Genomic DNA, 12,221 nt, shown 5'->3' on the forward strand with positions numbered 1-12,221 from the left:
ATGGATATAAGAACGGCGGCAAACGACTTGCCGGCCTGCTGGCGATGAGCGGCCTCCTTGTTGCCTCTTCTGCCGCGGGTTTTATGACCAACTACGATAACGGGCGCGTGGATTTTGCCGGCCGGGTAACGGATATCTCCTGCAGCGTGGCGCTTAACGGCGGCCATAATGCCGGTAGCGGCAGCGTCTGGCTGGCGCCGGTGAGCCTGGCGGAGGTGCACGATCGCGGGGCCGGGGCCTTTATGAAAGCGCAGCCCTTTACCCTGGAGCTGTCGAACTGCCAGCTGCGCCATGACGGCGGCGCGGCGGATCAAAGCGAAGTCCGCTCGGTGAACGTTCGCTGGATAGACGGGTTTATGGTCAATACCGTCAACAATGAAAATGCGGGCTATCTGGCGAATACGCTGCCGGACGGCGCGCGTAATATCTATCTGGCGCTGTCGACCAATGACAACAATACGCTGGATAAGAGCAATAAAATTGTCCCGGCAGACCCGCTGCAAAACCGGGTGCAGATTCAAGAAAAAGCGGTAGATGGCGGCGTATTTACCTATTATATCGGCTACGTCTCGCCGGCGCCGGAAAAAGCCACCTCCGGCCCGATGACCAGCTGGGCAACCTGGGAGCTGGTATATAATTAAGGACCTGCGCGGCAGGCAGCAAAAGCGCACTTTTCGCCAGATTGATGACCTTGTGAAAACGAAAAAAATGCCGGCGTGCCCGGCATTTTTTAAATCACTTTATCTTCTTCGACCAGTTGTTCAATGCTGACTTCTTTCCAGTAGTGGCCCTGAATGGCGAACCACGACATTCCCTGCAACCACTTTTTATGCGCCTCGCTCTCAACGCCTTCGATAATAACGTTATGGTTATTATGGGAAAGGAATGTTACCAGCGCATCCATTAGCGGACGCCCGGACTCTTTTTGCATTAAGTGCCAGAAAAAGTTTTTATCAATTTTTACATAATCGAAATGATATCCGCGAATGGCGTTAATGCCCGCATAGCCGGCGCCGAAATCATCCAGCCAGAGGGTGCTGGTTTGCGTACTTTGCCAGGCGCTAAGTGCATTATTAAGCAGGTTATTGGAATTTTCCGTCACTTCAAAATGCACACAGCCGAGGCGCTCGATATAGGCTTCGATCTGCGGCTGGCGTATAATGCTGAGAATATGGTCGTCAACGTTGATGGTGGCAGAGATATTATTTCTAATAAACCACGCCTTATGCTTTTCAATCAGCGTCAGTTGCTCCATGAAAATACTTTCACGCAGCGCTTTGTTGGCATGGCGGAAGAAAAATTCGGGCGCCACGGGAATATGATCGAAGCGGCTCAGGCATTCAACGGCAACCAGCTGGCCCTGCGGCGAGAACATTTTCTGAAAAACATAACGAACAGAGATATCGCCACGTGATAAATTGTGATCTGAAAATATATTAGCGTTCATTTTCTCGTGTCGGAAATTTAGCAAGCGTACGCTGCAAGGTATAATTATTATAAGTGACCTTCATGCCGTTGTGAATTTTTATTAAAAACAAGTGACCAATTGATGACAGTATTTTGATTGGTCACTCGCTTTTTTTCAGAACGAAGTAAAAAAGCCTCTAGCACTGATACATGTTGACTATTTTTTTATTCATAATCCGCGAACTGCCCATGCCAAGCTTCTTCATGATGTGAATTCGATGGCTGTGTACCGTTTTATGGTCAATGTTAAGCACCGCGGCGATTCGCTTGTTGTTATAGCTGGCCATAATCAGCTCAAGCACCTGAATCTCTCTGACCGAGAGCTTTTTTTGGGTTAACAGAAACCGGTAATCCGCGGCGGATGTCGGCACTTTTGTGATGTCGGAGAAATCGCTAAGCGATGATTTTTCAGTTAAAATTATCAAATTCTCCAGGGAAATCAGCTCCCGACACAGCCCGGCGATGTCGCTCCTGACGATCAGCACCAGCCGGACGCAGCGCGCCAGGCAGAAGCGCAGTTTGTTAAGTAGATGCACCGTGTCAGCAGCAGAAATATCCTTATGAATGACGTTGAAAATAACGATTTTAGCCTGAGGGAGCGCCTTCCCTTGCATGATATTCTGATAGCTTAAGACGGTAATATTTTTATCGTTATCAATCATGTACCGCTGTATTGATTGACCAATGAGGTTATCATCGGTGTATAGCAATATACTCTCCAAGGGCTCAGACTCTCTTTTTTCTTTTCGCTTCCAGAATCAAATCAAGCATCATTTTCTCAATTTTTCTCTTATCATCGTGATGCCGGAACTTAAATTGACAAGAAACCTGATGATAGCTTTCCCCCTGTTCGTCATCCTCATCGAGGGTCACCAACACGACGTTTTTAACCACCAGATCGACGGTGATTTCCCCATATTCGGCGGCTGAAAGAATCGAATTTTTGAGGATTGAATTGTGGGTGAGAAATTTAAGATTCGGGTTTTTGGCCATCAGCGCGCAGCCACCATCTGAAATGTCTTTAATTTCAAACGTGTAATTCTCACCATTCTTATGCCGGCCATGACAAAAAAAATCATGCTTATGCTGTAGCCGAAACCGCGGATCGCGCCGCCTTTGGACCACCTGAATACATTCAGGCAAGGTAAATGAGATTTTATTACTTTTAGCGGTGCCGCTCCCCGAATGTTTCTTCAGCGTTGAACAGAACTCTATCTTCCCTGAATCGCTATGCAGAACAAATTTGAACTTGTGCCCCGGAGGGATCCTGCTGTGAGTGACGATGTGAAATTCTGAAAAATCAACACGCGCCAGCTGCGTAATGAAGTTTTTGTTATTATAGAAAATCTCTATCTCAGACTGCTTTCTGAGTTCCTCCCTGAAAATAGCAATGATCTCATACTTACTGGTCTTTATTGTTCCCTCTGTCATGTGAAGTCCTTGTTAATTTTTATATTGTTTGTGTGGATTTTTTTATAGCAATGACAACATTCTGATTGTATTAATCAGATGTTTTAATGAGCGTTTGATGTTATTAGCTATCTTTTTGGCTAAATTGATTTGTATAAACGTCGAATTGGCAGTTGTTTTTCCTGTAATCAAGAGTTCAAAAAAAGAAGATAGATACAAACGACCGCGGCCTCCAATAAGGAGGCCGGTCTAAATAGTATAAAATGATGCTTTGTATAGGGTTACTTGCGAAAAGACTGCTGGGGCAAATACCCATTTGTGGGATCTATAGTGCCAGCAGCGTTGAGTTAATTCCAGGCAAATATTAGTGGCAGAATCCCCCCTGTCGCCATGCGCTTAGACGCGACGGGGAGAGAGGGAACGGCTCAGACTTTGAGGTTATCTAAGATGCTGAGCGCAGCGGCGGAGAGGGTTAAGGTGGCGGCGGCAAGGTTTTCTTCAAGATGCTGGAGCGATGAGGTACCGGGGATAAGCAGGATATTGGCTGAACGCTGCAGCAGCCAGGCGAGGGCGACCTGCATTGGCGTCGCCGCAAGTTCGGCGGCGATATCGTTCAGCTCCTGCGCCTGAAGCGGCGTAAAGCCCCCAAGCGGGAAGAAGGGAACGTAGGCAATATTCTGCGCGGCCAGCGCGTCAATGAGTTCGTCGTCCTGGCGATTGGCGACATTATATTGATTTTGCACGCAGACAACTGGCGTCATCTTTTGCGCGTCAGCGACCTGCGTGGCGGTGACGTTACTGAGCCCAATGTGGCGGATTAGCCCTCGCTCCTTTAGTTCGAGCAGCGTCGTCAGCGGGCCTTCCAGCGACCCTTCGGCCGGGCCGTGGGGGCTCAGCATGCTGCGCAGATTGACGACCTCCAGCACGTCGAGATTAAGGTTGCGCAGATTATCCTCAACCGCCTGGGTCAACTCCGCCGGCGACATAGCCGGGAGCCAGTTCCCTTTTTCATCGCGGCGGGCGCTGACTTTAGTCACGATACAGAGATCGTCAGAATAAGGATGCAGCGCCCTGCGGATCAGCTGGTTGGTGACGTGCGGACCGTAAAAATCCGAGGTATCGATATGGTTGACCCCCGCATCCACCGCCGCCTGCAGTACGCGAATGGCGTTTTCAGGATCGGCTGGCGGGCCGAATACGCCGGGGCCTGCCAGCTGCATTGCCCCGTATCCCAGGCGATAAACCTGACGGTCGCCTAAGATACCTGTTCCGGATTGCCGTACGTTGGACATGGGAACTCCCCCTGATAATGAGTAAGCTCTAAGTGTAAACCGGTCAGGGGATTTGCAGCGGCGGGAATATTAGCAGAACGTGCGGCAACGGCGGTGGCCGTTGCCGCAGGGGAAGATTAGCTAAAGAACATCACCGACACGCACAGCAGGCCGACGACCAGGGTGATGAAATTACCCGGCGATCGGTACGGCTTGAGGGTGGGGATGATGTACGTCGATAGGGTCGGCATGATGAACAGGATCATGGCGATCAGCGGTCCGCTGATGGCGTATATCATCGAGATGGCGTTGGGGTTAATAAAGCACACCGCGAAGGTCAGCGCCGAGACCAGCAGGATCGACATCGCGCGGTTAAAGGCGCGGCTTTTGCGAATTCCCATCTGCCCCAGCGAGGTCTTCACGATTTCGCTGGCGCCCTCAATCACCCCGAAGTAGGTCCCGAGGAAGGATTTTGACATCGCCACCACCGCCACGACGATCCCGGTTACCGCCAGCCAGGCCGGGGAGCCGGGCATCATCGACAGCGCGGAGAGGATGGTGACGCCTTCATTACGTGCGCTTTCAATATAGGTAGCGGGTATCGCCAGCAGGCAGCTAACGACAAAAAACAGCACGCTGGCGCAGATGATGGTGTAGGCCACTTTCATGATTTTTTTGCATTTACCCATCGCCTGCTCGCCGTATTTCTCCTGCTGGTCGATAGCAAAAGTTGAAATAATCGGCGTATGGCTAAAAGCGAAAACCATCACGGGGATTGAGATCCACACCTGGTGGAGCGTATGCGAGTTCAGCTGCATCTGGCTGGTGAGGTGCTCGGGCTGCCAGTCGCCAATCAGGTAGATAGAGAGGAACAGGAAGCAGGCGATCAGCGGGAACACCAGAAAACCCATCACCTTAATGGTGATGTGACGACCCATCAGGAAGATCAGGTTCAGCACAAGGACCACGGCGAGGCTGAGCAGCGCGCGGACGCCGGCGGTGATCGGCATATGTCGCGCCAGCTGTTCGGCGAGGGAGTTGGTGATCGCCACGGCGTAAATCAGGACCACCACGAAAAAGGCGAGGAAGTAGAGCCCGGTGATCAGATTCCCGACCTTCTTGCCGTAATAGTGGTTGACCGCACCGGTGATGCCAGCGCCGGGCGCAACCTTAGCGGAGAGGATAAACTGGCTCAGCGCCCTGTGAGGCCAGTAGGTTAACGGCCAGGCGACCAGCGCGGTGATGAGCAGAACAACGGCGCCGGCGGACCCTAGCTGGATCGGCAAAAACAGAGTGCCAGCGCCTACGGCAGTGCCATATAAGGCAAAACTCCAGAGAGTTTCTTCTTTAGACCAAATTTTAGACATTATGTGAATTTATCAACCGTAAAACCAAAAAAAAGGAGTGTAATTTACCACATCTGCGTTTTGGTCGTGGCGATAGTTTTAGATGGCGGGCAGCAGCGAGGATCGCCGGGCACTGCCCCGGCGATCCGCCTGCGTTTAGCTACGCGTAGGGATCTGCGTTTGACGGTATCTCAGTACACGCACGCGCAGCGTGTCCCAGACCCAGTTGAACAGCATGGTGTAGGGCAGGAAGAACAGCATAAAGCCGATTTCCAGCATAAACGCCTGCATCAGCGAGACGCCGAGGAGCAGCGCGACGGCGGTGACGCCGATAATGATAAATCCGCTCTCAAAACCGATGGCGTGCAGGGCGCGAACCTTCAGGGTTCTGATCACCCGGGAAACCGGCCAGATACGGTCAAAGAGCGCGTTATAAATCAGGTTCCAGACCATCGCCAGGGTGGCGAGCAGAATGCTCAGACCGCCCATTTCGACCACCGAGCGCTGCATCAGCCAGGCTGCGGTGGGGGCGAGGATCAGCGTGGCGAGGCCCTCAAAGCTGACCGCGTGGATAATACGTTCCGTCAGCGACTTACGCTGCAGGTTGCTCTGTTGCATGGTGTTTACCTCCGGGTAAAGCCGCCGTTCACAGCCGTTTATTAGCGATGCAGGCTGAACGCGTTATAAGAAATTACTCCGCATTTTATGGATAAATGTGATAAACAAAAGATAGAATCCATCGATAAAGTAGATAGTTCATGCGCTATTCTCCCGAAGCTCTCACCGCGTTTGTCGAAGCCGTGGCCTGCGGCTCGTTTTCTGCCGCCGCGCGCCGCCTGCGCAAAAGCCAGTCCACCGTCAGCACCGCTATCTCAAACCTCGAAGCCGACCTCGGGGTGACGCTGTTCGATCGTACCGCCCGCCAGCCGGTGCTGACGCTGCAGGGCGAGCAGGTGCTGGGCTACGTGAAGGCAATTCTGGCGGCAAGCGAACGGCTCGATGAGCTGGCTATTTCTCTCTCCGGCGAAACGGAGGCCCGGCTCACGTTTGTGCTCTCCGATACGCTGCATCCCGATGTCCTTGAAGATCTGCTGGAGCAGTTCGACCGCCGTTTCCCGCATACCGAATTTGAGTGCCTGATCGGCGAGGATGAAGATGTTGTCGACCTGCTGCAAAAGGAGCGCGCGCAGGTGGGACTGGTTGAGGCCAGGGATAGCTATCCTCCGGAAATAGGCTGTACGCGCCTGCCGCTACAGACCGCGATGGCGATTTACGTGGCGCCCCGGCACCCGCTGGCGGCGCAGGAGAGGGTCGTCTGGGATGAGCTGCACAGCTGGCGCGAGCTGCGGCTGAGCACCTATCTGGAAAGCAGGACCGATCCTGCTCAGGGGCAGGTGTGGTCGGCGCCCAACTATCTGCTGCTGCTCAGCATGGCGGTGCAGGGGCTGGGCTGGTGCATTTTGCCCTGCGCGCTGGTTGAGGAGTTTGCCGGCGTCGGAACGCTGGTGCCGCTCGATATTGCGGGCTGGCCGCGGATGATATCCGTAGATTTATTATGGAATAAGCGGGCGCCGCCGGGAGAGGCAGGGAGCTGGCTGCGCCAGCATTTGCAGCGCCAGGGGCAGTAAAATCGCCGCAAATCTTTGTGATTTACCTCACTTTTTTTAAACATTTGCGAAATTTTTTGATAACAATTCTCTACTATGTTGTTGTTTCTTTGCACAGAGGCAGGCAGAGGTAGAGGATGAAAGATGTCGTGATCGTCGGCGCGCTGCGGACGCCTATTGGCTGCTTCCAGGGGGCGCTATCGCGCCACTCGGCGGTGGAGCTGGGGAGTCTGGTGGTTAAGGCTTTGGTCGAACGCGCCGGAATCGATCCCCACACTATTGATGAAGTGATCCTCGGGCAGGTTTTAACCGCCGGTACCGGGCAGAACCCTGCGCGCCAGTCGGCGATCCGCGGCGGGCTGCCGAACACCGTTTCGGCAATCACCATTAACGACGTTTGCGGTTCCGGGCTGAAGGCGCTGCATCTCGCTACGCAGGCCATTCAGTGCGGCGAGGCGGACGTGGTGATTGCCGGTGGCCAGGAGAATATGAGCCGCGCGCCGCACGTGTTGACCGACAGCCGCACCGGGGCGCAGCTGGGAAACAGCCAGCTGATCGACAGCCTGGTTCACGACGGCCTGTGGGACGCGTTCAATGATTACCATATGGGCGTGACGGCGGAAAACCTGGCGCGGGAGTACGGCATCAGCCGCGAGCTGCAGGACGCCTGGGCGCTGAGCTCGCAGCACAAGGCGCGGCGGGCGATCGACTCCGGCCGCTTTTGCGACGAGATTGTCCCGGTAATGACCGAGCAGAACGGCGCGCCGCGGCGGGTGGATACCGATGAGCAGCCGCGGGTGGATGCCAGCGCGGAAGGCCTGGCCTGTCTGCTGCCGACCTTCGACCTCCAGGGTTCGGTGACCGCGGGCAATGCCTCAACCATTAATGACGGTGCGGCGGCGGTGATGATGATGAGCGAGGTGAAGGCGCTGGAGCTTGGCCTGCCGATCCTCGCGCGGATCCGCGCGTTCGCAAGCGTTGGCGTTGATCCGGCGCTAATGGGAATTGCGCCGGTACATGCGACCCGCCGCTGTCTGGAAAGAGCGGGCTGGCGGCTGGACGAGGTGGACCTTATTGAAGCCAACGAGGCGTTTGCCGCGCAGGCGATTTCGGTGGGCAGGGTGCTGGAGTGGGACGAGCGGCGGGTGAACGTCAACGGCGGCGCTATTGCCCTCGGCCACCCGATCGGCGCTTCCGGCTGCCGCATTTTAGTTTCGCTGGTCCACGAGATGATCAAGCGGGACGCTCGTAAAGGGCTGGCCACGCTGTGCATCGGTGGCGGCCAGGGCGTCGCGCTGGCGGTGGAGCGAGCGTAGCGGCCCCCAAAAAGCGTTTTCCCTTCTTAGCCTCCTGCCATCAGGGGGCTTTTTTATCGGCGCTAAGCACTATTTCCGCGATAGTTCTCAGCAAAAAGGGCCAATAGCCGCCTTATTTGTTGAGCTTTGTCACGTCTTCATGTGCCATGTTTTTTGAAACAAATAATTACGATCTTGATCACTAAAACAACATCCCTTAAAAAATAAAATGCAGTTTCATAAAATAGAAACATAATTTTAATTTTGAGGGGTACCCTATGTTTGCACGATCTCTGGCCCTTGCTGCTCTCTGCGCCGCGTCTTTTTCTGCTTCAGCCGTAACGGTGGATTTGCGTCATGAATTCATCGACGGCGGTAAAACCGATAAAACCAACGCCGACCGCGTCTCCGTGTCGCACCGGTTCGCCAACGGCTTTGGTTTCTCCGTTGAGGCAAAGTGGAAGTCAGGAGGGGATAACACCGATCAGCCTTATTCAGACTTCGTTGGCAACGGGCATGAAGAAACCATTAGCTGGCAGTGGAAGGCGAACAAGAATTTCTCCGTCACCCCGGGCTTCAATATTGAAAGTAACGACAGCCGCTCAATCTATAAGCCGAACCTGCGCGTGCAGTACAGCTTCGATAACGGTTTCTACGTTGCCGCCCGCTACCGTTACGACTACACCCGCTATCCGGCAAGCGCGGGCAAAGAGGACGATAAAGTTAACCGCGGCGATGCGTGGGCAGGCTTCGTGCTGGGCGACTGGCGTACCGAGCTGAACTACGTTTATGCCCGCAGCAGCGAAGGCGTAAACCGTAATGACAATAAACCTTACTCCCAGGAATATAACGTTAAGCTGGCCTATAAGCTGGATAAAAACTGGGCGCCCTACGGCGAGGTGGGTAACGTTGGCGTCAACGACCGCAGCGACCGCCAGACCCGCTTCCGCGTAGGCGTGGCGTACACCTTCTGATATCAAACCCTGCCTAATTGTTGACCCCGGCGCAGTTAGCCGGGGTTTTGCCGTTCCCTCGCCGTGAACCTCTATTAATGATTAATGCCAGCTCACGCGGGCGGCCGCTTGATCGATCTGCGGCCGGCTGCAGGCCAAAAAAAGCCCTCCATTAAGGAGGGCAAGGCCAGTTACAGAAGTACTCAATCAAACTCAGGTTACAACAGGTTATGCCTGCAGCATCTCGCGCTGCTCGGGGAGCTTCGCGATATAGATAGCCGGTTTACCGTCCTTATCGGAGCTAAACAGGATCGCGCTATCGTCCGGCGTAAAGGAGGGGTGCGGATGGGTCACCTGGCGGCTGTTGGCGATGGTTGCCCACGACGTATCGTGACGCGCAACGCGGAAGAAGGCCCGCTTCGCCACGTCGAAAACGTACAGATAGGGGTCGTTATCGATGGTATAGCCGCTGGTATCCTTCACGTCTACCGGGGTACCGGAACCGTCGCCCACCAGCAGCGTGCCGTCAAAATTACTCATCAGATGCGAACAGGCGGGCATCTGCATCAGCGCTTCGTTCACGCCGCTATCCGGATTAAAGCGGTAAACGGTGCGTCCCTGCTGGCCCTTCAGGTAGGAGACGTACATCAGCGCCGAGCCGTCCGGCACCCAGAACTCGTGGGTGCAGCTTTCGCCCTCGGCATGCTCTTTGACTTTACGTACGCTGCTGCCGTCTTCATTCACCATCCACATGCGGGCATCAACCAGATCGTGCGGGCCTTCGTGGCAGAAGGCGACGGTGTTGTCATCAAACGGCCGATAAATGGGATGCCCCAGCCAGTTTTTCTCTTCATGGATGGTGCGGCTTTCACCGGTTTGCAAATCGACGCCCAGCAGGCGGCAGTGCGGGCCCTTATGGAAGAAGTCGTGGAAGGTCTGCCAGTCGTTGAGCGGCGTCCAGTCGCTTTTGGCGATCTCAATGCCGACCAGCTTGCTGCAGTCGCTGTTGGCGACCCAGGTTCCGTAGCCCACCCACTCGTCGGCGACGCGATAGACTTCGCGCTCCTGCAGGGTGGTGAGGTTAACTTCCAGCAGCGTGCGGTCATTTTTAACGTAATAGAGGGAAGTATCGTCCGGCGAGAGGAATCCGCCGAAGGTGTTGTCGCCGGCCCCTTCGGTGAGCTGGACGGCTTCGGCTGCGGCGATATCCAGCAGGTAGTAGTTCCAGTGCCCGTCGAATTCACCGGCGAACAGCAGGTGGCTACCGTCGTTGAAAAAGCATTTCTGATAGAAATAGTTACGATGGCAGGTCACTTCCGGAGGGGTTAAGCGGGTGATCTCTGCCCCGGTATCGGGATCGCGGCTGACTTCATAGTTGAGTTTTACCCGCATGCCTTTAGCCATGATGTGCTCCTTTTCCTTCCTGCGCTGCCGCCTCCCTGAGGGACGTATTAGCAGATGATTTTGATTTAAAAGATAGGTGTTAATTTATCAAAACATCGTTTCATTATTTGTGATGCCGAGCGCAGTTCGCAATAACTTCCTGCTCTGGATCGCACGTTTTTTGCCTACAGGCAGCGGTATGAAGAGGAAACTTTGTTTTTATGCCGACTTTCTGCGATCTGATGATGATTTTCTAAGTTTCTATAATGCTTTGTATTTAAATGAATTTCATTCTTTATTGTTTCAGGTCGGGTCAGCGCTTCGTGATCTGATTTGCATTTTTAACATTTGCCACTCTAAAAATTGAAACGATGTTTTAATAATAATTGAAAATGACCTTGCCCGGAGATAAGATGGGTCCACTTGCAAAACGGAACTCTGTTTTATTTTTATGATGGGCCAGCCCCAGAGAGTTCTTCTAACCATAATGGCCAGCGCAAGCAGCCGGTCGAACCTATAGAACCTCGCCTGTGTAGTACGGGCTATCTGAAAGATAAAGGAACCAGGTATGATACTCGATACATTCTCTCTCCAGGGTAAAGTGGCCGTTGTGACCGGATGTGACACCGGGCTGGGCCAGGGCATGGCGGTAGGGCTGGCGGAAGCGGGCTGCGATATTGTCGGTATCAATATTGTTGAGCCAACGGAGACGATTGAGCGCGTCACCGCACTGGGCCGTCGTTTTCTGAGCCTGACCGCCGACCTGCGCCAGATTGAGGGGATCCCGCAGCTGCTGGAGCGCGCCGTCGCTGAATTTGGCCATATCGATATTCTGGTCAACAACGCTGGCCTGATCCGCCGTCAGGATGCCCTTGAGTTCAGCGAAAAGGACTGGGATGACGTGATGGATCTGAACATCAAGAGCGTGTTCTTTATGTCTCAGGCGGCAGCGAAGCACTTCATTGCCCAGGGCAGCGGCGGCAAAATCATCAACATCGCCTCCATGCTCTCTTTCCAGGGCGGTATTCGCGTGCCTTCCTACACCGCCTCAAAAAGCGGCGTGATGGGCGTGACCCGCCTGCTGGCGAACGAGTGGGCGCAGCACAACATCAACGTTAACGCTATCGCACCGGGCTACATGGCGACCAACAATACCCAGCAGCTGCGCGCCGACGAGCAGCGCAGTGCCGAAATTCTTGAGCGTATTCCGGCGGGCCGCTGGGGTTTGCCGAGCGATTTGATGGGGCCGGTGGTGTTCCTCTCCTCCAGCGCGTCTGACTACATCAACGGCTATACCGTGGCGGTGGATGGCGGCTGGCTGGCGCGCTAATCTTCCCGCTTTTCCGAATAAAAACCTGCCACAGACGGCAGGTTTTTTTATATGTGAACATTAATTGTCCATATTGATAAATGAAAATAATCCATATTAATTAGTTATAGAGTGACGATAAATCGCATGATTATTGAATTTTTCTATGATGTCGATAAA

The 12,221-nt window shown here is 53.9% G+C and carries 12 protein-coding genes; 5 read left to right on the top strand and 7 right to left on the bottom strand.

The features are described from left to right. Window positions 1–44 precede the first annotated feature (44 nt). Window positions 45–641, top strand: coding sequence for a fimbrial protein (locus GVK32_RS03740; protein WP_227697810.1), 597 nt, complete (start codon window positions 45–47; stop codon window positions 639–641). Between the two features lie 89 nt (window positions 642–730). Here the strand turns inward: GVK32_RS03740 and GVK32_RS03745 are convergent, their stop codons facing one another. The 6 genes from GVK32_RS03745 to GVK32_RS03770 form a co-directional block, all read right to left on the bottom strand. Continuing rightward, window positions 731–1,447: an EAL domain-containing protein gene (locus GVK32_RS03745; RefSeq protein ID WP_159865319.1), complete on the bottom strand. Its 717-nt coding sequence runs from the start codon at window positions 1,445–1,447 to the stop codon at window positions 731–733. Between the two features lie 157 nt (window positions 1,448–1,604). Beyond that, a complete protein-coding gene (locus GVK32_RS03750) occupies window positions 1,605–2,189 on the bottom strand; it encodes a LuxR C-terminal-related transcriptional regulator (RefSeq protein WP_200842826.1) in 585 nt (194 codons plus the stop codon). A gap of 4 nt (window positions 2,190–2,193) precedes the next feature. Then, complete coding sequence (locus GVK32_RS03755) at window positions 2,194–2,898, bottom strand: flagellar brake protein (RefSeq protein ID WP_159865325.1); 705 nt, start codon at window positions 2,896–2,898, stop codon at window positions 2,194–2,196. Between the two features lie 404 nt (window positions 2,899–3,302). Beyond that, complete coding sequence (locus GVK32_RS03760; protein WP_159865328.1) at window positions 3,303–4,169, bottom strand: oxidoreductase; 867 nt, start codon at window positions 4,167–4,169, stop codon at window positions 3,303–3,305. A gap of 116 nt (window positions 4,170–4,285) precedes the next feature. Then, a complete protein-coding gene (locus GVK32_RS03765; protein ID WP_123708691.1) occupies window positions 4,286–5,515 on the bottom strand; it encodes an amino acid permease in 1,230 nt (409 codons plus the stop codon). Between the two features lie 135 nt (window positions 5,516–5,650). Next, window positions 5,651–6,112 (bottom strand): multidrug/biocide efflux PACE transporter, encoded by a 462-nt coding sequence (locus GVK32_RS03770; protein WP_123708690.1) that lies wholly within the window; start codon window positions 6,110–6,112, stop codon window positions 5,651–5,653. Between the two features lie 140 nt (window positions 6,113–6,252). On the opposite strand from GVK32_RS03770, the gene GVK32_RS03775 reads away from it, so the two are divergent. The 3 genes from GVK32_RS03775 (at window position 6,253) to GVK32_RS03785 (ending at window position 9,370) form a co-directional block, all read left to right on the top strand. Beyond that, the gene (locus GVK32_RS03775) at window positions 6,253–7,122 is read left to right on the top strand and encodes a LysR family transcriptional regulator (RefSeq protein WP_159865331.1); all 870 of its coding nucleotides are present in this window, start codon (window positions 6,253–6,255) and stop codon (window positions 7,120–7,122) included. 116 nt (window positions 7,123–7,238) lie between these two features. Next, window positions 7,239–8,417, top strand: coding sequence for an acetyl-CoA C-acetyltransferase (locus GVK32_RS03780; protein WP_159865334.1), 1,179 nt, complete (start codon window positions 7,239–7,241; stop codon window positions 8,415–8,417). Between the two features lie 257 nt (window positions 8,418–8,674). Continuing rightward, on the top strand, window positions 8,675–9,370 hold the full coding sequence (locus tag GVK32_RS03785; protein ID WP_123708688.1) for an oligogalacturonate-specific porin KdgM family protein: 696 nt from the start codon (window positions 8,675–8,677) through the stop codon (window positions 9,368–9,370). A 207-nt stretch (window positions 9,371–9,577) separates the two neighbouring features. Here the strand turns inward: GVK32_RS03785 and GVK32_RS03790 are convergent, their stop codons facing one another. Then, window positions 9,578–10,753, bottom strand: coding sequence for an oligogalacturonate lyase family protein (locus GVK32_RS03790; protein ID WP_159865336.1), 1,176 nt, complete (start codon window positions 10,751–10,753; stop codon window positions 9,578–9,580). A 547-nt stretch (window positions 10,754–11,300) separates the two neighbouring features. Between GVK32_RS03790 and kduD the strand changes: the two genes are divergently transcribed. Next, window positions 11,301–12,062 carry a 2-dehydro-3-deoxy-D-gluconate 5-dehydrogenase KduD gene (gene kduD, locus GVK32_RS03795; protein ID WP_159865339.1) on the top strand — a complete coding sequence of 254 codons (762 nt, stop codon included), beginning with the start codon at window positions 11,301–11,303 and terminating at the stop codon, window positions 12,060–12,062. Window positions 12,063–12,221: the final 159 nt, after the last annotated feature.

Source organism: Klebsiella sp. 18074 (assembly GCF_902705905.1).
Taxonomy (GTDB): Bacteria; Pseudomonadota; Gammaproteobacteria; order Enterobacterales; family Enterobacteriaceae; genus Klebsiella; species Klebsiella terrigena.

Excerpts from the sequence above, each read along its gene's own strand:
- GVK32_RS03740 (WP_227697810.1), top strand. The coding sequence starts at position 45 with ATGAGCGGCCTCCTTGTTGCCTCTTCTGCCGCGGGTTTTATGACCAAC.
- GVK32_RS03745 (WP_159865319.1), bottom strand. The coding sequence starts at position 1,447 with ATGAACGCTAATATATTTTCAGATCACAATTTATCACGTGGCGATATC.
- GVK32_RS03755 (WP_159865325.1), bottom strand. The coding sequence starts at position 2,898 with ATGACAGAGGGAACAATAAAGACCAGTAAGTATGAGATCATTGCTATT.
- GVK32_RS03760 (WP_159865328.1), bottom strand. The coding sequence starts at position 4,169 with ATGTCCAACGTACGGCAATCCGGAACAGGTATCTTAGGCGACCGTCAG.
- GVK32_RS03765 (WP_123708691.1), bottom strand. The coding sequence starts at position 5,515 with ATGTCTAAAATTTGGTCTAAAGAAGAAACTCTCTGGAGTTTTGCCTTA.
- GVK32_RS03770 (WP_123708690.1), bottom strand. The coding sequence starts at position 6,112 with ATGCAACAGAGCAACCTGCAGCGTAAGTCGCTGACGGAACGTATTATC.
- GVK32_RS03775 (WP_159865331.1), top strand. The coding sequence starts at position 6,253 with ATGCGCTATTCTCCCGAAGCTCTCACCGCGTTTGTCGAAGCCGTGGCC.
- GVK32_RS03780 (WP_159865334.1), top strand. The coding sequence starts at position 7,239 with ATGAAAGATGTCGTGATCGTCGGCGCGCTGCGGACGCCTATTGGCTGC.
- GVK32_RS03785 (WP_123708688.1), top strand. The coding sequence starts at position 8,675 with ATGTTTGCACGATCTCTGGCCCTTGCTGCTCTCTGCGCCGCGTCTTTT.
- GVK32_RS03790 (WP_159865336.1), bottom strand. The coding sequence starts at position 10,753 with ATGGCTAAAGGCATGCGGGTAAAACTCAACTATGAAGTCAGCCGCGAT.
- kduD (WP_159865339.1), top strand. The coding sequence starts at position 11,301 with ATGATACTCGATACATTCTCTCTCCAGGGTAAAGTGGCCGTTGTGACC.